This is a genomic window from Enterobacter cloacae complex sp. (assembly GCF_900322725.1).
In the GTDB taxonomy this organism is placed as follows: Bacteria; Pseudomonadota; Gammaproteobacteria; order Enterobacterales; family Enterobacteriaceae; genus Enterobacter; species Enterobacter quasihormaechei.
In genome coordinates, this window is the sequence record NZ_LT991957.1 from 1,921,508 (window position 1) to 1,946,860 (window position 25,353).

Below are 25,353 nucleotides of genomic sequence, written 5' to 3' on the forward strand. Positions count from 1 at the left end.
GGAGGTGGCTGAAAGTGAAATCAGTTATAAACCATCAGGAAATTAGACACGGCGTTCACATCGCCCGCATTGATTTCCGTTCCATCTTTATTGAGAGCAGCATAGAAAGTTAATTCAGCATTACCTTCCTTATCCGGTGCGGTTGTTTCTGATACCGTACCCGGCTTAATGGCGGTGCTGCGATCGCTGTTATACAGCTTCACGCCGACGCCCGTCGCCATCCCCTGGCCTGGGGTAACCTGTAGCAACGTGTCATTCACCGTATCTTTGGTTCCGTCAAACAGAACCGCAACCGATTCAACCGTCTCCGGGCAGTTCTCCACGTTAATTTTGAACTCACGCGGCGTCGTTTCAGTGTGATCGTCGAAGTAGCTTTTCGCCCACGCGCCGAGATCTACCGTTTTGCTTTTTGAGGCAGGCGTAATATCACAGGAAATAAGGGTAATTTTTCCAGTAAAATTAATCACCCCGCCTGTACTCTGCGTACCTGCGCCGGTATCAAGGGAAGTATCAACGCCTGAATCCCCGCTTGCCAGTACCGTCTGAGACGAAATAAGCAGCCCCGCCGCAGCAATCGCCAGCGCCACATTTTTGATTTTCATTTGAAAGCAAACCCCTCTGTACATTAAACAGATTTAGAATTGTCATGCCAAATACGGTCATTGCTATAAGGAATTAAAACGTCACTAAAGGGTACAAATAGAGGTGGTGACGCGACCTCATAGAATAACGTGGGGTCCATCCCGGTGTGGTAATCCATTTATTTTCTTTGAGCCATACGCATTTATTCCCCAACAGAGGAATAGCTTCAGGCAGAAAATAACAATGAATACATTAAGGTTAAAAAAGAACGTCATTTCTTTTGTAACGCAGCATCTTCATAAATAGTAAATCAAATGCTTTATAACGTCTACGCACCAAAAGGCGTGCAGCATCGCTTATAACTCATTTAAAGTTAACATTAAAACAACAAATTTAACCTGTTTTCCTCACGCCCCGCACTATTAGTGCCCTTCTAATCCCCTTTCTAAATTAAAAAAAGAGTTGACTGATCAATGTTTGATCAATTTATTTCGGATTATTATTAGAAGGAAACGTTGAACCGGGATGCCATGCGTAGACATTATTCTGCGAAATCAGCCAAACGCAGGATATTTCCTTATTGATCAGCAATTGATCGTTTGTAATACGCTGTTAAAATCTGTATGTGAAATTTATCTTAATTAAAATTTTTTGCTACATATTGGATTTCGCATTTTTACCTAAAAAAAATTTATAATTCTCTGAAATACGCCATTTTATCTACACGTTAAACATCAATTACACACTTAATATAAACAAAAATATATCTCGCCGTTAACCTAAGTTCCGCATTGATGCTTTTTTATTATCGTCTGCAACACGCCCCATCCGCTCCGATTGATGAAAAGATGTTCAGCCCGCTGCTACGGCCCGCGCCGCAAACGGACGGACGGCGCAGGCCTTTTGGTCCTACCAATGCGCTTTAAAGCGAACCACCGTTCACAGTTTTACTGCTCCACTTCACAAAATCATTGCTGAAAAGCAACACTTGATTAACCATTTATTGCCATAACCCCTACAACACAAAATTGGATGGACCACTTTTACGCAGACTGTGACGCAGAGTTGAGCGGAGACTCACCCGCAACCCAGGCTGTGTGGTCCTCAGGAGACCTGCATGAGCCTCTGGCAACAAAACTATGACCCAGCCGGGAATATCTGGCTGTCGAGCCTGATCGCATCGCTACCGATCCTGTTCTTCTTCTTTGCGCTGATTAAGCTCAAGCTGAAGGGCTACCTTGCGGCGACGTATACCGTTGCCATCGCCCTGCTGGTGGCGCTGTTCTTCTACAAAATGCCGGTCGATCGCGCGCTGGCCTCCGTGGTGTATGGTTTCTTCTACGGCCTGTGGCCGATTGCGTGGATCATCATCGCCGCGGTCTTTGTCTACAAAATCTCGGTCAAAACCGGGCAGTTCGACATTATTCGTTCGTCGATCCTCTCTATTACCCCGGACCAGCGTTTGCAGATGCTGATAGTCGGCTTCTCCTTCGGGGCGTTCCTTGAAGGCGCGGCAGGATTCGGCGCGCCGGTAGCGATTACCGCCGCGCTGCTGGTCGGGTTGGGCTTTAACCCGCTGTATGCCGCTGGCCTGTGCCTGATTGTGAACACTGCGCCGGTGGCGTTTGGCGCGATGGGCATTCCGATTCTGGTGGCAGGTCAGGTGACCGGGCTGGACAGCTTCGAGATTGGCCAGATGGTGGGCCGTCAGCTGCCGTTCCTGACCATTATCGTACTGTTCTGGATCATGGCGATTATGGACGGCTGGCGCGGCGTGAAGGAGACCTGGCCTGCGGTGATGGTGGCGGGCGGTTCGTTCGCGATTGCCCAGTACCTCAGCTCAAACTTCCTCGGCCCGGAACTGCCGGACATCATCTCTTCCCTGGTGTCGCTGGTCTGTCTGACGCTGTTCCTGAAGCGCTGGCAGCCGGTACGTATCTTCCGCTTTGCGGACATGGGCGCATCGCACGTGGATCAGACCCTCGCCCGCACCGGCTATACCGCCGGGCAGATTGTACGCGCGTGGTCGCCGTTCCTGTTCCTGACCGCCACCGTGACGCTGTGGAGCATACCGCCGTTTAAGGCACTGTTCGCCCCGGGTGGCGCGCTGTACGACATGGTGATTAACATCTCCGTGCCGTTCCTCGACAAGATGGTCGCCCGTATGCCGCCGGTGGTGCACGACGCCACGCCGTATGCGGCCGTGTTTAAGTTTGACTGGTTCTCCGCCACCGGCACGGCCATCCTGTTTGCGGCTATCCTTTCCGTGGTGTGGCTGCGCATGAAGCCTGCCGCCGCGGTGCAGACTTTTGCGGCAACGATTAAAGAGCTGATGCTGCCGATCTACTCCATCGGCATGGTGCTGGCGTTCGCGTTTATCTCGAACTACTCCGGCCTGTCGTCGACGCTGGCGTTAGCGCTGGCGCACACCGGGCACGCATTCACCTTCTTCTCGCCGTTCCTCGGCTGGCTGGGAGTGTTCCTGACCGGTTCCGATACGTCGTCTAACGCCCTGTTTGCCGCCTTACAGGCCACGGCCGCACAGCAGATTGGCGTTTCTGACGTCCTGCTTGTGGCAGCCAACACGACGGGCGGCGTAACCGGAAAGATGATCTCGCCGCAGTCCATCGCCATTGCCTGTGCCGCGGTGGGACTGGTAGGCAAAGAGTCAGATCTGTTCCGCTTTACCGTTAAACACAGCCTGATATTTACCTGCATGGTGGGCGTGATCACCACATTGCAGGCCTATGTCTTAACCTGGATGATTCCATGATAGTGATGCCCAGACGCCTGTCCGACGAGATTGCCACTCGCGTGCGGGCGCTGATTGAAGAACAACAGCTGGAGGCGGGCATGAGATTGCCCGCCGAACGCCAGCTTGCCGCCCAGCTTGGCGTGTCGCGCAATTCACTGCGCGAGGCGCTGGCAACGCTGGTCAGCGAAGGTGTGCTGCTGAGCCGTCGCGGCGGCGGCACTTTCGTGCGCTGGCAGCATGATGACTGGTCCGAACAAAACATCGTTCAGCCGCTGAAAACGCTGATGGAAAACGACCCGGACTACAGCTTTGACATCCTCGAAGCGCGTCACGCCATCGAGACCAGCACCGCGTGGCACGCGGCGATGCGGGCGACCGACGCCGACAAAGAGAAGCTCAAAGCCTGTTTTGACGCCACGCAAAGCAGCGACCCGGATATCGCCTCGCAGGCCGACGTGCGTTTTCATCTGGCGATTGCCGAGGCGTCCCATAACGTCGTGCTGCTGCAAACCATGCGCGGGTTCTTTGACCTGCTGCAATCCTCCGTGAAGCAGAGCCGCCAGCGCATGTATCTGGTCCCGCCGGTCTTCGCTCAGCTGACCGAACAGCATGAAGCCGTGCTCAACGCCATTCTTGCCGGCGATGCCGAGGCCGCGCGTAAAGCGATGATGGCGCATCTCGGGTTCGTGCACACCACCATTAAACGATTCGATGAAGATCAGGCCCGACAGGCGCGTATTACCCGTCTGCCTGGCGAGAGTGATATTTCCAGGGAGAACAAAGCATGATTATTTCAGCAGCCAGTGACTATCGCGCCGCGGCGCAGCGCATTTTGCCGCCGTTCCTGTTCCACTACATTGACGGCGGGGCTTACGCCGAATATACCCTGCGCCGCAACGTGGAGGATCTCTCTGAGGTGGCCCTGCGCCAGCGCGTGCTGAAGAATATGTCTGACCTGAGCCTTGAGACAAAGCTGTTTAACGAAACGCTCTCCATGCCGGTGGCGCTTGCGCCCGTTGGCTTATGCGGCATGTACGCCCGCCGGGGCGAAGTGCAGGCTGCCGCCGCAGCGGATGCCAAAGGCATTCCGTTTACGCTTTCTACCGTCTCAGTCTGCCCGATTGAAGAGGTCGCGCCGACCCTCAAGCGCCCGATGTGGTTCCAGCTGTACGTCCTGCGCGATCGCGGCTTTATGCGTAACGCGCTGGAGCGCGCCAAAGCGGCGGGCTGCTCAACGCTGGTCTTTACCGTCGATATGCCCACGCCCGGCGCCCGCTACCGCGACGCCCACTCCGGCATGAGCGGTCCGAACGCCGCGATGCGCCGCTACTGGCAAGCGGTGACGCATCCGCAGTGGGCGTGGGATGTGGGGCTGAACGGCCGTCCGCACGATCTGGGCAATATTTCGGCCTACCTGGGTAAACCGACCGGGCTGGAAGATTACATCGGCTGGCTGGCGAATAACTTCGATCCGTCGATCTCGTGGAAGGACCTGGAGTGGATCCGCGAATTCTGGGATGGCCCGATGGTGATCAAAGGGATCCTCGATCCGGAAGATGCCCGCGACGCGGTGCGTTTCGGCGCCGACGGGATCGTCGTTTCTAACCACGGCGGACGCCAGCTCGACGGGGTGCTCTCTTCCGCCCGCGCGCTGCCCGCCATTGCCGATGCGGTGAAGGGCGATATTGCGATCCTGGCCGACAGCGGTATTCGTAACGGGCTGGACGTGGTGCGCATGATTGCGCTGGGCGCAGACAGCGTGCTGCTGGGCCGCGCGTACCTCTATGCCCTGGCCACCAGCGGTCAGGCGGGCGTGGCGAACCTGCTGAACCTGATCGAGAAAGAGATGAAGGTGGCGATGACCCTGACCGGTGCGAAGTCGATTAGCGAAATCAGTAAGGATTCGCTGGTGCAGGAGCTGAGTAAACTACCGGCGGCGCTGGCTCCGCTGTCACATGGCGACGCGGCCTGATCTTCTCCCATTACCCCACCTTTCCCCTGCGCCCGGTTTCCCCCTCGGGCGCTTTTTTTTGTCGAAAATAACACCTACGTAACATTCTTGATAAGAAAATTTGACACACCCTGCCCCTCCGCAATTGTATAGACAAGCAAATACAAGAACACAAAAACAACATCACATCGGAGAGGCGCATATGACGTATTCAGGTCGGGTGGATATTCAGCAGGTGATCGATGAAAGTCCCTTTTCAGGGTTTCACTGGCTTCTTATTGTGCTGGGCTTTCTCGTGCTGGCGATCGATGGGTTCGATACCGCAGCGATGGGTTACATTGCGCCTACGCTGTCGGCGGAGTGGGGAATAGATAAACAGGATCTGGGGCCGGTGCTGAGCGCAGCGCTGCTGGGGCTGTCGCTGGGAGCCCTGATTGCAGGTCCGGTATCGGACCGCATGGGACGCAAACGCGTGCTGGTCTTCTCGTGCCTGTTCTTCGGCCTGGCGAGCCTGGGTACGGCCTGGGCGCAAAGCCTGAATACGCTGACGCTATGGCGATTTCTGACGGGTCTCGGGCTGGGTGCCGCAATGCCTAACGCCATCACGCTGATCTCGGAGTTTGCTCCTCAGCGCTGCCGCGCCATGGCGATCAATACCATGTACTGCGGCTTTCCGCTGGGTGCGGCGGGCGGCGGGGCGATCTCTTCCTGGCTTATCCCTCACCACGGCTGGCGAAGCGTACTGCTCACCGGCGCGATTGCGCCGCTGATTTTAACCGTGCTGCTGGCGCTGCTGCTGCCGGAATCAGTGAAGTTTCTGGTGCAGCGCGGGAAAGACGTCGCGCAGGTTCGCCGCATCGCCAGCCGGTTCGCCCGCAGCACGCTCGATAGCGTCACGGGCTTTTTCCTGGCGGAAGAAAAGGTAGCGTCTAAAAAAGGGAGCGTGGCGCAGCTTTTTTCCATGCCCTGGCTACCCGGCACCCTGATGCTGTGGGTCACCTACTTTATGGGGCTGGTCATTTACTACGTCCTGCTTAGCTGGATGCCGACGCTGATGCAGGGGATGGGCTATGCGCTGGCGGAGTCCGCCTGGCTGACCTCCCTGTTTACCTTCGGCGGTACCGCAGGCATTCTGCTCGCCGGCTGGATGATGGACCGCTGGGAAGCGCATAAGGTGGTCGCGGGTGGTTTCGTATTGACGATGGGCCTTATTCTTTTACTGGGCATTGAGCATAACCATATCGTCATGTTTGGCGGGCTGATATTCCTGATGGGGATCGCGATGAACGGCGCGCAGTCGGGCATGCAAACTTTGGCCGCTACCTTTTACCCTACCGAGTGCCGCGCGACGGGTATCGCCTGGATGCAGGGGATCGGCCGCTTCGGTGGCGTGGCGGGTACCATGACCAGCGCCCAGCTTCTTTCCATGCAGTGGCAGGCAGACAGTATTTTAATGATCCTCAGCGTGCCCGCCCTGGTGGCTGCGGCGGCGACCTGCTACAAAATGCTGCGTTGCCGTATACAGGAACCGGGCGTCGCGTAGTCCCTCTCTTTTCTGCTATTCTGCCCCCCGCAATTAAGGGGGCAGCATGCTTAACATCGTCTTATTCGAACCAGAAATCCCACCCAATACCGGCAATATCATCCGCCTGTGCGCCAACACCGGTTTTCGTCTGCACATCATTGAGCCGATGGGCTTCACGTGGGACGACAAACGCCTGCGCCGCGCCGGGCTGGACTACCATGAGTTTACTGCCGTCGTTCGTCATCACGATTACGCCGCGTTTCTGGACGCCGAGAAGCCGCAGCGCATGTTCGCCCTGACCACCAAAGGTACGCCAGCGCACAGCGCCGTAAGCTATCAGGACGGGGATTATCTGATGTTTGGTCCGGAAACCCGCGGCCTGCCGGCCACCATTCTGGATGCCCTGCCAGCCGAGCAAAAAATTCGTATTCCGATGATGCCGGACAGCCGCAGCATGAACCTGTCGAATGCGGTGTCGGTGGTGGTGTATGAGGCGTGGCGCCAGCTGGGATATCCCGGCGCGATACTGCGTAGCTGAAACACTTCGGGTGGCTTGCGCCACCCGATTCGTCGTATTTAGCCTGCTACCGCGATGCGTTTCATATCGGTCATGTAGCCGCGCAGTTTCTGGCCCACTTTCTCGATTTCATGGCTGCGAATCGCTTCGTTTACGTCACGCAGCTGCGCGTTATCAACCGCACCTTCCGCAATCGCTTTGCCCAGATCGCCTGCTTGCAGGGTGGTCATGAACTCTTTCAGCAGCGGCACGCATGCGTAAGAGAACAGGTAGTTACCGTACTCGGCGGTATCGGAGATCACCACGTTCATTTCGTACAGACGCTTACGGGCGATAGTGTTCGCAATCAGCGGCAGTTCGTGCAGTGATTCATAGTACGCCGACTCTTCGATGATGCCGGAATCCACCATGGTTTCGAACGCCAGCTCAACGCCTGCTTTCACCATCGCGATCATCAGTACGCCTTTGTCGAAGTACTCCTGCTCGGTGATTTTGCCATCGTACTGCGGTGCGGTTTCGAACGCGGTTTTACCGGTCTCTTCGCGCCAGGTCAGCAGTTTTTTGTCGTCATTCGCCCAGTCCGCCATCATGCCGGAAGAGAACTCGCCGGAGATGATGTCGTCCATGTGTTTCTGGAACAGCGGCGCCATGATGGTTTTCAGCTGTTCAGAGAGTGCGAACGCGCGCAGTTTTGCCGGGTTGGACAGACGGTCCATCATCAGCGTAATGCCGCCCTGCTTCAGCGCTTCGGTGATGGTTTCCCAGCCGAACTGAATCAGTTTTTCTGCGTAGGCCGGATCGGTACCTTCTTCCACCAGCTTGTCGAAGCACAGCAGAGAGCCGGCCTGGAGCATGCCGCACAGAATGGTCTGCTCGCCCATCAGGTCAGATTTCACTTCCGCAACGAAGGAAGATTCCAGCACGCCCGCACGGTGGCCGCCGGTGGCCGCAGCCCAGGCTTTGGCAATCGCCATGCCTTCGCCTTTCGGATCGTTTTCCGGGTGAACTGCGATAAGCGTCGGTACGCCGAAGCCACGCTTGTACTCTTCACGCACTTCCGTACCCGGGCACTTCGGCGCCACCATCACTACGGTGATGTCTTTACGGATCTGCTCGCCCACTTCAACGATGTTAAAGCCGTGGGAGTAACCCAGCGCGGCGCCGTCTTTCATCAGCGGCTGTACAGAACGCACAACGTCAGAGTGCTGCTTGTCCGGCGTCAGGTTCACCACCAGATCCGCCTGCGGGATCAGCTCTTCGTAGGTACCCACCTTAAAGCCGTTTTCGGTCGCTTTACGCCATGAAGCACGCTTCTCGGCAATCGCTTCTTTACGCAGGGCGTAGGAGATATCCAGCCCGGAGTCACGCATGTTCAGGCCCTGGTTCAGGCCCTGTGCGCCACAGCCGACGATGACCACTTTTTTACCCTGAAGGTAGCTCGCGCCATCGGCAAATTCATCGCGCGCCATGAAGCGGCATTTGCCCAGCTGCGCCAGCTGCTGGCGCAAGTTCAGTGTATTAAAGTAGTTAGCCATGGGTGATACCTCGTGATGTTGTGTGTCTTATTGTTCGGTTCGCGTTTCTGCGAGAATGTACCCACATTACAACAGGAAATTTATTGCGGAAATTGATATATTCACAACGTCACATTGCAGTTTTTGCAATGAAAAAAGAGGGAGTGGAATCGGTGGATTTACGCGATCTAAAAATGTTCCTGCACCTGGCGGAAAGCCGTCACTTTGGCCGCAGCGCCCGGGCGATGCACGTCAGCCCCTCCACGCTTTCGCGCCAGATCCAGCGCCTTGAGGAAGACCTCGGCCAGCCGCTTTTCGTGCGCGATAACCGTACCGTTACCCTTACGGAAGCGGGCGACGAGCTGCGGGTTTTTGCCCAACAAACCTTGTTGCAGTACCAGCAGCTGCGGCACACCATCGACCAGAAGGGGCCGTCGCTCTCTGGTGAGCTCCATATTTTCTGCTCCGTAACAGCAGCCTATAGCCATCTTCCTCCCATTCTTGACCGCTTCCGCGCGGAGCATCCGTCGGTTGAAATTAAACTCACTACCGGCGATGCCGCCGACGCCATGGAAAAAGTGGTGACGGGCGAAGCGGATCTGGCCATTGCCGGGAAGCCCGAAACGCTGCCGGGCGCGGTGGCGTTCTCGATGCTGGAGAATCTGGCGGTGGTGCTGATTGCTCCGGCGCTGCCCTGCCCGGTGCGTAATCAGATATCTGTTGAGAAACCAGACTGGTCCACGGTGCCGTTTATCATGGCCGATCAGGGCCCGGTGCGCCGCCGCATTGAGCTGTGGTTCCGCCGCCAGAAGATCAGCAACCCGTCTATTTACGCCACGGTGGGCGGACATGAGGCGATGGTCTCAATGGTAGCGCTCGGCTGCGGCGTGGCGCTGCTGCCGGAAGTGGTGCTGGAAAACAGCCCGGAGCCGGTGCGCAACCGCGTGATGATTCTGGAGCGCAGCGACGAGAAAACGCCGTTTGAGCTTGGCGTATGTGCGCAAAAAAAGCGGCTGCATGAGCCGCTTATTGATGCGTTCTGGAAGATATTGCCAAACCACTAGCCTGCCAGAAAGAACCTGAACGCCGGGTTGTGGGTTTCGTCATGGCACTCATAGCCCAGTTCGTTCAGGCGCGTTTCGAAATCCGGCTCGTGCTCGCCCAGCTCGAACGCCGCCAGCACGCGGCCATAGTCGGTGCCGTGGCTACGGTAGTGGAACAGGGAGATGTTCCAGTGCGTGCCCAGCGTGTGCAGGAACTTGAGCAGCGCGCCCGGTGATTCCGGGAACTCGAAGCTGAACAGGCGTTCCTGGAGCGGTTTCGAGGGACGCCCGCCGACCATATAGCGCACGTGCAGCTTCGCCATTTCATCGTCGGAGAGATCGACCACGCTGTAGCCGCCTTCATGCAGCAGGCTGAGGATCTCTTTACGCTCCTCCACGCCCCGGCTCAGACGCACGCCGACAAAAATGCAGGCATCTTTGGCATCGGCAAAGCGGTAGTTGAACTCCGTTACCGAGCGTCCCCCCAGCAGCTGGCAGAACTTCAGGAAACTGCCCTTCTCTTCCGGAATGGTCACCGCCAGCAGCGCTTCACGCTGTTCGCCCAGCTCGCAGCGCTCGGAAACGTAGCGCAGGCCATGGAAGTTGACGTTGGCACCCGACAGCACGTGCGCCAGACGCTCGCCGCGAACGTGGTGCTGGGCGATGTATTTTTTCATCCCCGCCAGCGCCAGCGCGCCGGACGGCTCCGCCACCGCACGTACATCTTCGAACAGATCTTTCATTGCCGCGCAGATGGCGTCGCTGTCGACGGTGACGATATCGTCCAGATACTCCTGGCACAGACGGAACGTTTCATCGCCAATGCGCTTCACCGCCACGCCCTCGGCAAACAGCCCGACGCGCGGCAGATCCACCGGATGTCCGGCGTCCAGCGCCGCCTTCAGGCAGGCAGAGTCTTCCGCTTCAACTGCAATCACCTTGATCTGCGGCATTAGCTGTTTGATCAGCACCGCCACGCCTGCCGCCAGCCCGCCGCCGCCCACCGGGACGAAGACGCGGTCGAGATGGGCATCCTGCTGCAACAGCTCAAGCGCCAGCGTGCCCTGCCCGGCAATCACCATCGGGTGGTCGAACGGCGGCACCCAGGTGAAACCCTGCTGCTGCGCCAGCTCAATCGCTTTGGCTTTGGCTTCGTCAAAGTTCGCGCCGTGGAGCAGCACTTCCCCGCCAAAACCGCGCACCGCGTCGACTTTGATATCCGCGGTGGCAACCGGCATCACGATCAGCGCCTTCAGCCCTAAACGGGCCGAGGAGAACGCCACGCCCTGCGCGTGGTTGCCCGCCGACGCGGTAATGACGCCGCGTGCTTTCTGCTCATCCGTCAGCCCCGCCATCATCGCGTAGGCACCGCGCAGCTTAAAGCTGTGCACCGGCTGGCGGTCTTCGCGCTTCACCAGAATGACGTTGTCGAGGCGCGAGGAGAGTTTTTCCATTTTTTGCAGGGGCGTGACCTGCACGGCTTCATAGACCGGTGCGCGTAGCACCGCTCTCAGGTATTCCGCCCCCTCAGGGGCGGCGGATAAGGGTTGTGACTCGGCCATCATTAGCCCCCAAGTTTAGATTTATCGCGCACCGCGCCTTTATCTGCACTGGTTGCAAGGCTCGCGTAGGCGCGCAGGGCGAAGGAGACTTCACGCTGGCGATCTTTCGGCGTCCAGGCTTTGTCGCCGCGCGCTTCCTGCGCTTCACGACGGGCCGCAATCTCCTGGTCGCTCAGCTTCAGCTGAATGCCGCGATTCGGAATGTCGATTTCGATCAGGTCGCCATCTTCGATGATCGCGATGTTGCCGCCGCTTGCCGCTTCCGGGGAGACGTGGCCGATGGAGAGTCCAGACGTGCCGCCGGAGAAACGGCCGTCGGTGATCAGCGCGCAGGCTTTACCGAGGCCCATCGATTTCAGGAAGGTGGTCGGGTAGAGCATCTCCTGCATGCCCGGACCGCCTTTCGGCCCTTCGTAGCGAATGACAACCACGTCGCCTTCCACCACTTTGCCGCCGAGGATAGCTTCTACCGCCTCGTCCTGGCTTTCGTACACTTTCGCCGGACCGGTGAATTTCAGGATACTGTCGTCCACGCCTGCGGTTTTCACGATGCAGCCGTTTTCCGCAAAGTTACCGTACAGCACGGCCAGACCACCGTCTTTACTGTAGGCGTGCTCCAGCGAGCGGATGCAGCCTTCAGCGCGGTCGTCATCCAGCGTGTCCCAGCGGCAATCCTGCGAGAACGCCTGGGTGGTGCGAATACCCGCCGGACCGGCGCGGAACATCTTTTTCACCGCGTCGTCTTTGGTCAGCATTACATCGTATTGATCCAGCGATTCCGGCAGCGTCAGGCCGAGGACGTTTTTCACGTCGCGGTTCAGCAGCCCGGCGCGATCCAGCTCGCCCAGGATACCGATGACGCCACCGGCACGGTGCACGTCTTCCATGTGGTACTTCTGGGTACTCGGCGCGACTTTACACAGCTGCGGCACTTTGCGGGAGAGCTTGTCGATGTCGCTCATGGTGAAGTCGATTTCGGCTTCCTGCGCGGCGGCCAGCAGATGCAGAACGGTGTTGGTGGAGCCGCCCATGGCGATATCCAGCGTCATGGCGTTTTCGAACGCCGCTTTACTGGCGATATTGCGCGGCAGCGCGCTGGCATCGTCCTGCTCGTAGTAGCGTTTGGTCAGCTCAACGATACGTTTACCGGCGTTGAGGAACAGCTGCTTACGGTCGGCGTGGGTCGCCAGCAGCGAGCCGTTGCCCGGCTGAGAAAGTCCCAGCGCTTCGGTCAGGCAGTTCATGGAGTTGGCCGTGAACATGCCGGAACAGGAGCCGCAGGTCGGGCACGCGGAGCGTTCCACCTGATCGCTCTGCTCGTCAGAGACTTTCGGGTCTGCGCCCTGGATCATCGCATCGACCAGGTCGAGCTTGATGATTTTGTCGGAGAGCTTGGTTTTACCCGCCTCCATCGGACCGCCGGAGACGAAGATCACCGGAATGTTCAGACGCAGGGAGGCCATCAGCATCCCCGGGGTGATTTTGTCGCAGTTGGAGATACAGACCATCGCATCGGCGCAATGGGCATTGACCATATACTCCACCGAGTCGGCGATCAGCTCGCGCGACGGCAGTGAATAGAGCATTCCCCCGTGGCCCATTGCGATACCGTCATCCACCGCAATGGTGTTGAACTCTTTCGCCACGCCGCCGGAGGCTTCGATTTGCTCGGCAACCAGCTTACCGAGATCGCGCAGATGCACGTGGCCCGGTACAAACTGGGTGAAGGAGTTCACCACGGCGATAATTGGCTTGCCGAAATCGGCGTCGGTCATTCCGGTGGCGCGCCACAATGCGCGGGCACCCGCCATGTTACGGCCGTGGGTGGTGGTGGCTGAACGATACTTAGGCATGCTTTATTGACTCCCGTCTGACTATTTAATGGGACGGTGCGTGCCGTCCCACATTTATATTTAGTGATTAACCTGATCCAACCAGCCGTATTTGTCTTCTGTTTCGCCGGTGAAGAGGCCGAAGAAGGCTTGCTGGATGCGTTTGGTCACCGGACCACAGCGGCCTTCACCCACCTGAATACCGTCGACGCTGCGAACCGGCGTGATTTCAGCCGCGGTACCGGACATGAACACTTCGTCTGCCAGGTAGAGGGATTCGCGGGAGAGCACCTGCTCGCGCACTTCGATACCCAGATCTTTCGCCAGCTTGATGATGGCGTCGCGGGTGATGCCCGGCAGCGCGGAAGAGGTGAACGGCGGGGTAAACAGAATGCCGTCTTTTACTTCAAACAGGTTTTCGCCCGCGCCTTCAGAAATGTAGCCGTTCACGTCGAGTGCGATGCCTTCCTGATAGCCGTGGCGGCGCGCTTCGCTGCCGACCAGCAGTGAGGAGAGGTAGTTACCGCCCGCTTTAGCGGCGGTTGGGATGGTGTTTGGCGCCACGCGGTTCCAGGAAGAAACCATTGCGTCGATCCCCTGATCCAGTGCTTCTGCGCCCAGGTAGGCGCCCCACGGGAACGCAGCAATGATCACATCGGTGTTGTAACCGGCCGGCGGGTTCACGCCCATGCCCACGTCACCCACGAAGACCAGCGGGCGAATATAGGCGCTGGTCAGTTTGTTCTGGCGAATCACTTCGCGGCAGGCTTCCATCAGCTCATCAACGCTTTGAGAGACCGGGAAACGATAAATTTTGGCTGAGTCATGCAGACGCTGCATGTGTTCGCGATGGCGGAACACCACTGGCCCTTTGTGAGAATCGTAGCAACGGATGCCTTCAAACACGGAGGTACCGTAGTGCAGCGCATGGGACATCACGTGAACTTTCGCGTCTTCCCAGCGAACCATCTCACCATTGAACCAAATGTAATCAGCTTTTTTTGTCGTCATTTTTTCGTCCTGTCACGCTCAAGCGCGGATTTGTTGTGATGTGGTTGTGCTCTGGCAGATGGCAACATGGGCAACGTCTACCAGCTTTGATAACTGACTAAACAGTAAGTCGACCGGCCGCGGGCTGGCAACGGTTAATTCGATACTGATGTTCTGCGCGTCGGTGGCCGTTTCCATATTCATAGAGCAAATCTGAAAGCCACGGTGACGGACCACGCGCAATACGCGTTCTAACGTTTCCGGGTTGAAGCGAGCCTGCACGGCGACCTGATGTTGCATCATGATAATTTCTCCAGCATTTGTGAGTTACTGGCACCGGGCGGTACCAACGGCCAGACGTTCTCAAGCTCGTCGATTGAGACATGAAGCAGGTATGGCCCTTCGCTTGACAGCATGGTGTCGAGTGCCGCTTCAACCTGGTCTTTACGGGTGATGTGCTGGCCAGGAATGCCGAAGGCGCTGGCCAGGGTGAGGAAATCGGGGTTATCGGTCAGGGTTGTCTCGCTGTAACGCTCCTGGAAGAACAGCTGCTGCCACTGGCGAACCATCCCTAAACGCTGGTTATCGAGCAACACGATCTTCAGCGGTAACTGCTTGCGCTTCACGGTGCCGAGCTCCTGAACGTTCATCATGAAGGAGCCGTCACCGGAGATACAGATCACGGTATCGTTCGGGCGGGCCACCTGTGCGCCTACGGCTGCCGGCAGGCCAAAGCCCATTGTGCCTAAGCCGCTGGAGGTGATGAAGTTCTCCGGGCGGGTATAGGTCATGTGCTGGGCTGACCACATTTGATGCTGGCCCACATCCGTCGTCACCACGCTGTCGGCGGGTTTACGGTCGGACAACTGCTTCAACAGCAGCGGCGCGTAGATGGCATCGCCTGGGTGATCGTAACGCCAGGCATGCTCAGCGCGCATATCTGCGGTGTGCTGACGCCATGCGTTGATATCCAGCGGCTGCTCCAGCGTCGGTAACAGCGCGTTAAGATCGCCCTGCAACGCCACGTGCGCCTGACGCAGTTTGTTCATCTCCGCCGGATCGATATCCATATGGATCACTTTGGCATTCGGCGCGAAGGTATTCAGCTTGCCGGTGACGCGGTCGTCGAAACGGGCGCCTGCGACGATGAGCAAGTCGCACTCCTGCACCGCCAGGTTTGCCGCTTTAGTACCGTGCATTCCCAGCATACCCAGGTAATACGGGTAGTCCGCGTCGACTGCGCCCAGGCCTTTCAGGGTACAGGTGGCGGGCATTTGCGTGGTCGCAATGAACGCGCGAAGCGCCGGAACAGCCTGCGCCATACCCACCCCGCCGCCGACGTACAGCATCGGCTGCTTCGCCTGCGCCATCATCTGACGCGCCTCTTCAACGTCTGCATGCGGAAACGCATCGTCGCTTTTCACGGTAGAGAAATGCGGCTCCAGATCGCCAGGTGCAACCTGGATATCTTTCGGGATATCCACCAGAACCGGGCCAGGACGGCCAGAGCTGGCAACCTCGAACGCTTCGGCCATCACGCGCGGCAGCTCTTCGAGGGACTGAACGAGGAAGCTGTGCTTAGTACAGGCCAGCGATAAACCGAGCACGTCCACTTCCTGGAAGGCATCGGTGCCGATGAACGGTGAGGCCACCTGGCCGGTGATCGCCACCACGGGAACGGAATCGAGCAGTGCGTCAGCCAGGCCGGTAATCAGGTTCGTTGCGCCAGGGCCCGAGGTTGCCATACAGACGCCGGTTTTACCGGTGGCACGGGCATAGCCGATGGCGGCCATCGCTGCGCCCTGCTCGTGCCGGCACAACAGGTGTTCCACGCCGCCGTCATACAGTGCATCGTAAATCGGCATAATTGCGCCACCCGGATAACCGAATACGGTTTCAACTCCCTGCGCGCGCAACGCATGTACTACCCATTGTGCCCCATTCATAGTCAGTTCCCCGTCATAAACCTGGAGAAACAGAATTTTGTGCTAGTCGTCATTCTCTGCTCCTCATTTAAGTTTTTTAGTCATAAAAAAACCCCCGGACCTTTCGGTGCGGGGGTCTTAGTTCGTTAAGGCTTGATTCTTAAGCCTTTCCTCGTCCAAGTGCAGCCCCGCACGGTGGGATAATAATCACCACCACGCTAATCACGACCAGGCTAATCACTCGTAGAAGGGCTGTCATTTTCAGTTCTTTTTGCATCTTGTTCGAAGGAATACCTAAAGAGTTACCACAGATATTTCATCTGACACAAGATTTTTTTATGACCCATTTCTTTAGCATGCGAACTATTTCTTTGAAAAGCGTTGTTTTATATAGGGAAAAAATAGAAATGAAGATTTTTCATTTTTTTCCTGATTCTTCAGGCAGGGCGAGCATGATTTCTTTTTTGCGAGGCGGCTTCCGCTAGCATGTAACGTTTACATTTTGCTGCTAAAAAGCATGAACGCGCGTCGTAAATCAGCGATTTAACGCTAAACAGAAAAACGCGAGACTGGCATAGTCACCGCCAAGGAGGGCTTATGTCACTGTCAGTTGTTTATACACGCGCGGCTATCGGAGTGAAGGCCCCGCTCATCTCTGTAGAGGTTCATTTAAGCAATGGCCTGCCCGGATTGACGCTGGTCGGCTTACCGGAAACCACCGTTAAAGAGGCGAGGGATCGCGTGCGCAGCGCCATTATCAATAGCGGTTATGCTTTTCCCGCGAAGAAGATCACCATTAACCTGGCACCCGCTGATTTGCCAAAGGAGGGTGGGCGATATGATTTACCTATTGCTATAGCGCTTCTCGCGGCTTCTGAACAGCTCAACACGACAGGGCTAAGCTCGTGCGAGTTCGTGGGTGAATTAGCGCTTACAGGCGCGTTAAGGGGCGTTCCCGGTGCAATATCGAGTGCGCTTGAAGCCATACGTGCGGGAAGACAAATCATTGTAGCCAATGAAAACGCCTCTGAAGTAAGCCTTATCGCCGAAAAGGGATGCCTGATTGCGGGACATTTGCAGGAGGTTTGCGCCTGGCTGGAAGGTCGACACGAACTTGCCGAACCGCAGGAGAAGGAGGAGGTGGCGCCAGATTCAACTGAGGATCTCAGCGATATTATGGGTCAGGACCAGGGTAAGCGGGCGTTAGAGATTACTGCCGCGGGCGGGCATAACCTGTTACTGATAGGACCGCCGGGCACGGGGAAAACGATGCTGGCGAGCAGGTTGAACGGCCTGCTGCCCCCCCTCAATAATCACGAAGCGCTGGAAAGCGCCGCGATATTTAGCCTGGTCAGTTCTACGTCGTTGCATAAACAGTGGCGCCGCCGCCCTTTCCGCTCGCCGCACCACAGTGCGTCTCTTACCGCGATGGTGGGCGGAGGGTCGATTCCCGGACCGGGTGAAATCTCTCTGGCACACAACGGCATTCTGTTCCTGGATGAACTGCCTGAGTTTGAACGCCGCGTGCTGGATGCATTGCGGGAACCGATTGAATCCGGCGAGATCCATCTCTCTCGTACACGCGCCAAAATAAGCTACCCTGCGCAGTTTCAGCTGGTCGCCGCGATGAACCCTAGCCCAACGGGCCATTATCAGGGAAACCATAACCGCTGTACGCCGGAGCAGACGCTGCGCTATCTGAGTAAGCTGTCCGGGCCCTTTCTCGACCGTTTTGATTTATCTCTGGAGATCCCCCTGCCACCGCCCGGTCTGTTGAGGCAAAGCGGTATTAGAGGCGAAAGCTCAGCAGCGGTACGCGAACGGGTCATTGCGGCACAGGCGCGGCAGTATGCTCGACAAAACAGGCTGAATGCCCGCCTGGATAACGCCGGGATCCGACAGTTTTGTTCTCTTAATGCCGAAGATGCAGGCTGGCTGGAGGAGACGCTGACGCGGTTTGGACTATCCATTCGCGCGTGGCAGCGTTTGTTGAAAGTCGCGCGCACCGTCGCGGACGTAGAAGGCTGCCCCGGAATTGAGAGGCGGCATTTGCAGGAGGCATTAAGCTACCGTGCGATCGATCGGCTGCTGCTGCATCTGCAAAAAATGCTGGCGTAAAAAAAGGGGCCGTAGCCCCTTCTCTTCTTAATCGTCAGACTCGGTGTAGTCTTCTGCACCTTCCATCTGCGGCTTACCGCCAGACAGCGTATGGAAACGCTTAGGACGCTTGATGCGAGCCATATACTTGATCCATACACGTTCTGCATCAGACTGCGGCTCACGCTCACCACGGCAAACAGAGACAAACTGTTTTTCATCTTCGGTTGCCGGTTCACGTTTACCCAGATCCAGCTCGTTGAAGGCATAACCATGGCGCTCAAGAAGTTGAGCTTCTTTGATAGTGAAATCGCCGTGACGAGAGAACCCGCGCGGATAATGTTTATTGTCGAAAAAACGATTAGTCGTCGTAAAGCTTTCCGCCATCCTACACGCTCCTAATTCTTTGGCCGAGCTATTTATGGCGCGGAGTATTAGTTACGCTTGACAGAGTGTAAAACAAAACATTTAAATCATAACGACAAATAATTTTGTGGAGAAAGATGTGGATACGGAATTGCTAAAAACTTTCCTCGAAGTGAGCAGAACGCGACACTTTGGGCGAGCAGCTGAAGCCCTCTACCTGACGCAGTCAGCAGTCAGTTTTCGTATTCGACAACTGGAAAATCAACTGGGTGTGAACCTTTTTACCCGTCATCGCAACAATATCCGCTTAACGCCAGCCGGTGAAAAACTGCTGCCGTATGCAGAAACCTTGATGAATACCTGGCAGGCGGCGCGAAAGGAGGTTGCGCACACCTCCCGGCACAATGAATTCTCTATCGGTGCCAGCGCATCACTGTGGGAATGCATGCTCAGCCAGTGGCTTATGCGGCTATATCGTACACATAATCATCTGCAATTTGAGGCGAGGATTGCGCAACGTCAGTCGCTGGTTAAGCAACTCCACGAACGTCAGCTGGATCTGCTGATCACCACAGAAGCCCCCAAGATGGACGAATTTAGCAGCCAGATTGTTGGACAGTTTAGTCTGGCGCTCTATGCATCGGAGCCTGCAATGATGAAGGCTGACCTTAATTATTTACGCCTGGAATGGGGACCTGACTTTCAGCAGCATGAGACGGGGTTAATTGCCAGCGATGATATCCCGCAGCTCACGACAAGCTCTGCGGAGATCGCCTGCCAGCAACTTCCCGCACTGAAGGGTTGCACGTGGCTACCTGTTCGCTGGGCGGATAATAAATCTGCACTCCACGTTGTTACCGATTCGACGACGCTCTCCAGGCCGCTGTATGCCATTTGGCTGCAAAACAGCGACAAGCAATCGCAGATAAAAGATCTGTTAAAAACCAGCATACTGGATTAACGCAAAAGCCTGCGGAGACGCAGGCTGCTTAGTCTTCAGAAGGGATTTCAGCCGTTTTGCAGGCAAAAAAAATCCTTTGCCGAAGCAAAGGATTCTATATGGCAGGGGCGGAGAGACTCGAACTCGCGACACCCGGTTTTGGAGACCGGTGCTCTACCAACTGAGCTACGCCCCTAAAGTTTTTTGCCATTAAGCCTGCCGGGAGGGCAGGCTTAATGTCTTAATAAGTGGCGGAACGGACGGGACTCGAACCCGCGACCCCCTGCGTGACAGGCAGGTATTCTAACCGACTGAACTACCGCTCCACCGAATACTTCTGTAACCACCGGATTAATGCACCGGCTCACTACTTAATTTGATGCCTGGCAGTTCCCTACTCTCACATGGGGAGACCCCACACTACCATCGGCGCTACGGCGTTTCACTTCTGAGTTCGGCATGGGGTCAGGTGGGACCACCGCGCTAAAGCCGCCAGGCAAATTCTGTTCATCTGTATCAGGCTGAAAATCTGTCTCTTCGCCAAAACATCTTCGGCGTTGTAAGGTTAAGCCTCACGGTTCATTAGTATCGGTTAGCTCAACGCATCGCTGCGCTTACACACCCGACCTATCAACGTCGTCGTCTTCAACGTTCCTTCAGGAGACTTAAAGTCTCAGGGAGAACTCATCTCGGGGCAAGTTTCGTGCTTAGATGCTTTCAGCACTTATCTCTTCCGCATTTAGCTACCGGGCAGTGCCATTGGCATGACAACCCGAACACCAGTGATGCGTCCACTCCGGTCCTCTCGTACTAGGAGCAGCCCCCCTCAATTCTCCAGCGCCCACGGCAGATAGGGACCGAACTGTCTCACGACGTTCTAAACCCAGCTCGCGTACCACTTTAAATGGCGAACAGCCATACCCTTGGGACCTACTTCAGCCCCAGGATGTGATGAGCCGACATCGAGGTGCCAAACACCGCCGTCGATATGAACTCTTGGGCGGTATCAGCCTGTTATCCCCGGAGTACCTTTTATCCGTTGAGCGATGGCCCTTCCATTCAGAACCACCGGATCACTATGACCTGCTTTCGCACCTGCTCGCGCCGTCACGCTCGCAGTCAAGCTGGCTTATGCCATTGCACTAACCTCCTGATGTCCGACCAGGATTAGCCAACCTTCGTGCTCCTCCGTTACTCTTTGGGAGGAGACCGCCCCAGTCAAACTACCCACCAGACACTGTCCGCAACCCGGATTACGGGTCTACGTTAGAACACCAGCCATTAAAGGGTGGTATTTCAAGGTTGGCTCCACGCAGACTGGCGTCCACGCTTCAAAGCCTCCCACCTATCCTACACATCAAGGACCAGTGTTCAGTGTCAAGCTATAGTAAAGGTTCACGGGGTCTTTCCGTCTTGCCGCGGGTACACTGCATCTTCACAGCGAGTTCAATTTCACTGAGTCTCGGGTGGAGACAGCCTGGCCATCATTACGCCATTCGTGCAGGTCGGAACTTACCCGACAAGGAATTTCGCTACCTTAGGACCGTTATAGTTACGGCCGCCGTTTACCGGGGCTTCGATCAAGAGCTTCGCGTTGCCGCTAACCCCATCAATTAACCTTCCGGCACCGGGCAGGCGTCACACCGTATACGTCCACTTTCGTGTTTGCACAGTGCTGTGTTTTTAATAAACAGTTGCAGCCAGCTGGTATCTTCGACTGATTTCAGCTCCGTCCGCAGGGACTTCACCTACATATCAGCGTGCCTTCTCCCGAAGTTACGGCACCATTTTGCCTAGTTCCTTCACCCGAGTTCTCTCAAGCGCCTTGGTATTCTCTACCTGACCACCTGTGTCGGTTTGGGGTACGATTTCGTGTTACCTGATGCTTAGAGGCTTTTCCTGGAAGCAGGGCATTTATCACTTCAGCACCGTAGTGCCTCGTCATCACACCTCAGCGTTAAAAGGTACCGGATTTACCTGGAACCTCCGCCTACATGCTTAAACCGGGACAACCGTCGCCCGGCTGACATAGCCTTCTCCGTCCCCCCTTCGCAGTAACACCAAGTACAGGAATATTAACCTGTTTCCCATCGACTACGCCTTTCGGCCTCGCCTTAGGGGTCGACTCACCCTGCCCCGATTAACGTTGGACAGGAACCCTTGGTCTTCCGGCGAGCGGGCTTTTCACCCGCTTTATCGTTACTTATGTCAGCATTCGCACTTCTGATACCTCCAGCAACCCTCACAGGCCACCTTCAACGGCTTACAGAACGCTCCCCTACCCAACAACACATAGTGTCGCTGCCGCAGCTTCGGTGCATGGTTTAGCCCCGTTACATCTTCCGCGCAGGCCGACTCGACCAGTGAGCTATTACGCTTTCTTTAAATGATGGCTGCTTCTAAGCCAACATCCTGGCTGTCTGTGCCTTCCCACATCGTTTCCCACTTAACCATGACTTTGGGACCTTAGCTGGCGGTCTGGGTTGTTTCCCTCTTCACGACGGACGTTAGCACCCGCCGTGTGTCTCCCGTGATAACATTCTTCGGTATTCGTAGTTTGCATCGGGTTGGTAAGCCGGGATGGCCCCCTAGCCGAAACAGTGCTCTACCCCCGAAGATGAATTCACGAGGCGCTACCTAAATAGCTTTCGGGGAGAACCAGCTATCTCCCGGTTTGATTGGCCTTTCACCCCCAGCCACAGGTCATCCGCTAATTTTTCAACATTAGTCGGTTCGGTCCTCCAGTTAGTGTTACCCAACCTTCAACCTGCCCATGGCTAGATCACCGGGTTTCGGGTCTATACCCTGCAACTTAACGCCCAGTTAAGACTCGGTTTCCCTTCGGCTCCCCTATACGGTTAACCTTGCTACAGAATATAAGTCGCTGACCCATTATACAAAAGGTACGCAGTCACCCCATAAAGAGGCTCCCACTGCTTGTACGTACACGGTTTCAGGTTCTTTTTCACTCCCCTCGCCGGGGTTCTTTTCGCCTTTCCCTCACGGTACTGGTTCACTATCGGTCAGTCAGGAGTATTTAGCCTTGGAGGATGGTCCCCCCATATTCAGACAGGATACCACGTGTCCCGCCCTACTCTTCGAGTTCACAACAAGTGTGTTTTCGTGTACGGGACTATCACCCTGTACCGTCGGACTTTCCAGACCGTTCCACTAACACACAAGCTGATTCAGACTCCGGGCTGCTCCCCGTTCGCTCGCCGCTACTGGGGGAATCTCGGTTGATTTCTTTTCCTCGGGGTACTTAGATGTTTCAGTTCCCCCGGTTCGCCTCGTTAACCTATGTATTCAGTTAACGATAGTGCAACGGATTGCACTGGGTTTCCCCATTCGGACATCGACGGGTCAAAGGTTCATATCACCTCGCCGTCGCTTTTCGCAGATTAGCACGTCCTTCATCGCCTCTGACTGCCAGGGCATCCACCGTGTACGCTTAGTCGCTTAACCTCACAACCCGAAGATGTTTCACTTCTGATTGCGAAAATTTGAGAGACTCGGACACACATGAGCTGTGTGTCGTTTCAATTTTCAGCTTGATCCAGATTTTTAAAGAGCAAAACTTCGCAGTGCACCTTTTCAGGTTCACTCTGAAGTTTTCTTGTGTTCGCAGTAAAAGATGGTGGAGCTATGCGGGATCGAACCGCAGACCTCCTGCGTGCAAGGCAGGCGCTCTCCCAGCTGAGCTATAGCCCCATCGTATAAACAACCTCTTCAAATTTGCGTTGCAAATTTGGTAGGCCTGAGTGGACTTGAACCACCGACCTCACCCTTATCAGGGGTGCGCTCTAACCACCTGAGCTACAAGCCTGTAGAGGTTTTTTACTGCTGTTTTTCATCAGACAATCTGTGTGAGCACTACAAAGGCAGGTTCTTTAAGGTAAGGAGGTGATCCAACCGCAGGTTCCCCTACGGTTACCTTGTTACGACTTCACCCCAGTCATGAATCACAAAGTGGTAAGCGCCCTCCCGAAGGTTAAGCTACCTACTTCTTTTGCAACCCACTCCCATGGTGTGACGGGCGGTGTGTACAAGGCCCGGGAACGTATTCACCGTGGCATTCTGATCCACGATTACTAGCGATTCCGACTTCATGGAGTCGAGTTGCAGACTCCAATCCGGACTACGACGCACTTTATGAGGTCCGCTTGCTCTCGCGAGGTCGCTTCTCTTTGTATGCGCCATTGTAGCACGTGTGTAGCCCTACTCGTAAGGGCCATGATGACTTGACGTCATCCCCACCTTCCTCCAGTTTATCACTGGCAGTCTCCTTTGAGTTCCCGGCCTAACCGCTGGCAACAAAGGATAAGGGTTGCGCTCGTTGCGGGACTTAACCCAACATTTCACAACACGAGCTGACGACAGCCATGCAGCACCTGTCTCAGAGTTCCCGAAGGCACCAAAGCATCTCTGCTAAGTTCTCTGGATGTCAAGAGTAGGTAAGGTTCTTCGCGTTGCATCGAATTAAACCACATGCTCCACCGCTTGTGCGGGCCCCCGTCAATTCATTTGAGTTTTAACCTTGCGGCCGTACTCCCCAGGCGGTCGACTTAACGCGTTAGCTCCGGAAGCCACGCCTCAAGGGCACAACCTCCAAGTCGACATCGTTTACGGCGTGGACTACCAGGGTATCTAATCCTGTTTGCTCCCCACGCTTTCGCACCTGAGCGTCAGTCTTTGTCCAGGGGGCCGCCTTCGCCACCGGTATTCCTCCAGATCTCTACGCATTTCACCGCTACACCTGGAATTCTACCCCCCTCTACAAGACTCTAGCCTGCCAGTTTCGAATGCAGTTCCCAGGTTGAGCCCGGGGATTTCACATCCGACTTGACAGACCGCCTGCGTGCGCTTTACGCCCAGTAATTCCGATTAACGCTTGCACCCTCCGTATTACCGCGGCTGCTGGCACGGAGTTAGCCGGTGCTTCTTCTGCGGGTAACGTCAATTGCTGAGGTTATTAACCTCAACACCTTCCTCCCCGCTGAAAGTACTTTACAACCCGAAGGCCTTCTTCATACACGCGGCATGGCTGCATCAGGCTTGCGCCCATTGTGCAATATTCCCCACTGCTGCCTCCCGTAGGAGTCTGGACCGTGTCTCAGTTCCAGTGTGGCTGGTCATCCTCTCAGACCAGCTAGGGATCGTCGCCTAGGTGAGCCGTTACCCCACCTACTAGCTAATCCCATCTGGGCACATCCGATGGCAAGAGGCCCGAAGGTCCCCCTCTTTGGTCTTGCGACGTTATGCGGTATTAGCTACCGTTTCCAGTAGTTATCCCCCTCCATCAGGCAGTTTCCCAGACATTACTCACCCGTCCGCCACTCGTCAGCGAAGCAGCAAGCTGCTTCCTGTTACCGTTCGACTTGCATGTGTTAGGCCTGCCGCCAGCGTTCAATCTGAGCCATGATCAAACTCTTCAATTTAAAAGTTTGATGCTCAATGAATTAAACTTCGTAATGAATTACGTGTTCACTCGTTGAGACTTGGTATTCATTTAGTGTCCGAAGACATTAAGAATCCATGTCACTTTGAGTGCCCACACAGATTGTCTGATAAATTGTTAAAGAGCAGTTGCAACGCGGCTTTCAGCTCACCGTTGCGAGGTCCCGTATATTACGTTTTCCTCATTCAGAGTCAAGCAATTATTTTTACTTTTCTCTGTTGGCGTTCATCTCTGAACCCCGCTGTCCCGGCGGCCTGTAAGCCGTTGTTCCGTGTCAGTGGAGGCGCATTATAGGG

At 55.9% G+C, this 25,353-nt stretch carries 18 protein-coding genes, 4 tRNA genes and 3 rRNA genes; 8 read left to right on the forward strand and 17 right to left on the reverse strand.

Annotation, left to right across the window (positions count from 1 at the left end):
* Positions 1-20: 20 nt before the first annotated feature.
* Positions 21-602, reverse strand: coding sequence for a fimbrial protein (locus DBR02_RS09655; protein WP_107534203.1), 582 nt, complete (start codon positions 600-602; stop codon positions 21-23).
* A 1,097-nt stretch (positions 603-1,699) separates the two neighbouring features.
* Here DBR02_RS09655 and lldP point away from each other — a divergent pair.
* The 5 genes from lldP (at position 1,700) to trmL (ending at position 7,351) form a co-directional block, all read left to right on the forward strand.
* Positions 1,700-3,355 (forward strand): L-lactate permease, encoded by a 1,656-nt coding sequence (gene lldP, locus DBR02_RS09660; RefSeq protein ID WP_003860175.1) that lies wholly within the window; start codon positions 1,700-1,702, stop codon positions 3,353-3,355.
* Positions 3,352-4,125 carry a transcriptional regulator LldR gene (gene lldR / locus DBR02_RS09665; protein WP_063865871.1) on the forward strand — a complete coding sequence of 258 codons (774 nt, stop codon included), beginning with the start codon at positions 3,352-3,354 and terminating at the stop codon, positions 4,123-4,125. Before lldP ends, lldR begins: the two co-directional genes overlap by 4 nt.
* On the forward strand, positions 4,122-5,309 hold the full coding sequence (gene lldD, locus DBR02_RS09670) for an FMN-dependent L-lactate dehydrogenase LldD (RefSeq protein WP_063865875.1): 1,188 nt from the start codon (positions 4,122-4,124) through the stop codon (positions 5,307-5,309). Before lldR ends, lldD begins: the two co-directional genes overlap by 4 nt.
* A 181-nt stretch (positions 5,310-5,490) precedes the next feature.
* Positions 5,491-6,831, forward strand: a complete 1,341-nt coding sequence (locus DBR02_RS09675; protein WP_063865877.1) for an MFS transporter — start codon at positions 5,491-5,493, stop codon at positions 6,829-6,831.
* 46 nt (positions 6,832-6,877) lie between these two features.
* On the forward strand, positions 6,878-7,351 hold the full coding sequence (trmL, locus tag DBR02_RS09680; protein ID WP_022649772.1) for a tRNA (uridine(34)/cytosine(34)/5-carboxymethylaminomethyluridine(34)-2'-O)-methyltransferase TrmL: 474 nt from the start codon (positions 6,878-6,880) through the stop codon (positions 7,349-7,351).
* Between the two features lie 38 nt (positions 7,352-7,389).
* Here the strand turns inward: trmL and ilvC are convergent, their stop codons facing one another.
* Entirely contained in the window at positions 7,390-8,865 is a 1,476-nt protein-coding gene (ilvC, locus tag DBR02_RS09685) for a ketol-acid reductoisomerase (protein ID WP_063865878.1), read from the reverse strand.
* A 152-nt stretch (positions 8,866-9,017) separates the two neighbouring features.
* Here ilvC and ilvY point away from each other — a divergent pair, with 152 nt between their 5' ends.
* A complete protein-coding gene (gene ilvY, locus DBR02_RS09690; RefSeq protein ID WP_063449990.1) occupies positions 9,018-9,908 on the forward strand; it encodes an HTH-type transcriptional activator IlvY in 891 nt (296 codons plus the stop codon).
* On the opposite strand, the gene ilvA is transcribed toward ilvY, so the two are convergent.
* The 7 genes from ilvA to ilvL all read right to left on the reverse strand — a co-directional run bounded on the left by ilvA (position 9,905) and on the right by ilvL (position 16,455).
* Entirely contained in the window at positions 9,905-11,449 is a 1,545-nt protein-coding gene (ilvA, locus tag DBR02_RS09695; protein WP_107535636.1) for a threonine ammonia-lyase, biosynthetic, read from the reverse strand. The genes ilvY and ilvA overlap by 4 nt on opposite strands.
* 2 nt (positions 11,450-11,451) lie before the next feature.
* On the reverse strand, positions 11,452-13,302 hold the full coding sequence (gene ilvD / locus DBR02_RS09700; protein ID WP_028014820.1) for a dihydroxy-acid dehydratase: 1,851 nt from the start codon (positions 13,300-13,302) through the stop codon (positions 11,452-11,454).
* A 60-nt stretch (positions 13,303-13,362) separates the two neighbouring features.
* On the reverse strand, positions 13,363-14,292 hold the full coding sequence (gene ilvE / locus DBR02_RS09705; protein ID WP_003860182.1) for a branched-chain-amino-acid transaminase: 930 nt from the start codon (positions 14,290-14,292) through the stop codon (positions 13,363-13,365).
* An 18-nt stretch (positions 14,293-14,310) separates the two neighbouring features.
* Positions 14,311-14,574 (reverse strand): acetolactate synthase 2 small subunit, encoded by a 264-nt coding sequence (gene ilvM, locus DBR02_RS09710; protein WP_003860184.1) that lies wholly within the window; start codon positions 14,572-14,574, stop codon positions 14,311-14,313.
* Entirely contained in the window at positions 14,571-16,217 is a 1,647-nt protein-coding gene (gene ilvG / locus DBR02_RS09715; RefSeq protein WP_107534204.1) for an acetolactate synthase 2 catalytic subunit, read from the reverse strand. Before ilvG ends, ilvM begins: the two co-directional genes overlap by 4 nt.
* A gap of 2 nt (positions 16,218-16,219) precedes the next feature.
* The gene (gene ilvX, locus DBR02_RS26870; protein WP_166792073.1) at positions 16,220-16,270 is read right to left on the reverse strand and encodes a peptide IlvX; all 51 of its coding nucleotides are present in this window, start codon (positions 16,268-16,270) and stop codon (positions 16,220-16,222) included.
* An 86-nt stretch (positions 16,271-16,356) separates the two neighbouring features.
* Entirely contained in the window at positions 16,357-16,455 is a 99-nt protein-coding gene (ilvL, locus tag DBR02_RS09720) for an ilv operon leader peptide (protein WP_001311244.1), read from the reverse strand.
* 338 nt (positions 16,456-16,793) lie between these two features.
* Between ilvL and DBR02_RS09725 the strand changes: the two genes are divergently transcribed.
* Positions 16,794-18,314, forward strand: a complete 1,521-nt coding sequence (locus DBR02_RS09725) for a YifB family Mg chelatase-like AAA ATPase (protein WP_107534206.1) — start codon at positions 16,794-16,796, stop codon at positions 18,312-18,314.
* Positions 18,315-18,341: 27 nt separating this feature from the next.
* On the opposite strand, the gene DBR02_RS09730 is transcribed toward DBR02_RS09725, so the two are convergent.
* Positions 18,342-18,680: a DUF413 domain-containing protein gene (locus DBR02_RS09730; protein WP_006808641.1), complete on the reverse strand. Its 339-nt coding sequence runs from the start codon at positions 18,678-18,680 to the stop codon at positions 18,342-18,344.
* A 118-nt stretch (positions 18,681-18,798) separates the two neighbouring features.
* Here DBR02_RS09730 and hdfR point away from each other — a divergent pair, with 118 nt between their 5' ends.
* Positions 18,799-19,620, forward strand: a complete 822-nt coding sequence (hdfR, locus tag DBR02_RS09735) for an HTH-type transcriptional regulator HdfR (RefSeq protein ID WP_063449988.1) — start codon at positions 18,799-18,801, stop codon at positions 19,618-19,620.
* A 99-nt stretch (positions 19,621-19,719) separates the two neighbouring features.
* On the opposite strand, the gene DBR02_RS09740 is transcribed toward hdfR, so the two are convergent.
* From DBR02_RS09740 to DBR02_RS09770, 7 genes are all read right to left on the reverse strand, one after another.
* A tRNA-Trp gene (locus tag DBR02_RS09740) sits at positions 19,720-19,795 on the reverse strand.
* A 53-nt stretch (positions 19,796-19,848) separates the two neighbouring features.
* A tRNA-Asp gene (locus DBR02_RS09745) sits at positions 19,849-19,925 on the reverse strand.
* Between the two features lie 55 nt (positions 19,926-19,980).
* Positions 19,981-20,096: ribosomal RNA gene (gene rrf / locus DBR02_RS09750) — 5S ribosomal RNA — on the reverse strand.
* Between the two features lie 64 nt (positions 20,097-20,160).
* Positions 20,161-23,064 (reverse strand): 23S ribosomal RNA (locus DBR02_RS09755).
* Between the two features lie 170 nt (positions 23,065-23,234).
* A tRNA-Ala gene (locus DBR02_RS09760) sits at positions 23,235-23,310 on the reverse strand.
* A 38-nt stretch (positions 23,311-23,348) separates the two neighbouring features.
* Positions 23,349-23,425: transfer RNA gene (locus DBR02_RS09765), tRNA-Ile, on the reverse strand.
* 70 nt (positions 23,426-23,495) lie between these two features.
* Positions 23,496-25,037 (reverse strand): 16S ribosomal RNA (locus DBR02_RS09770).
* Together the 16S, 23S and 5S rRNA genes with 4 tRNA genes alongside form the textbook arrangement of a ribosomal RNA operon.
* Positions 25,038-25,353: the final 316 nt, after the last annotated feature.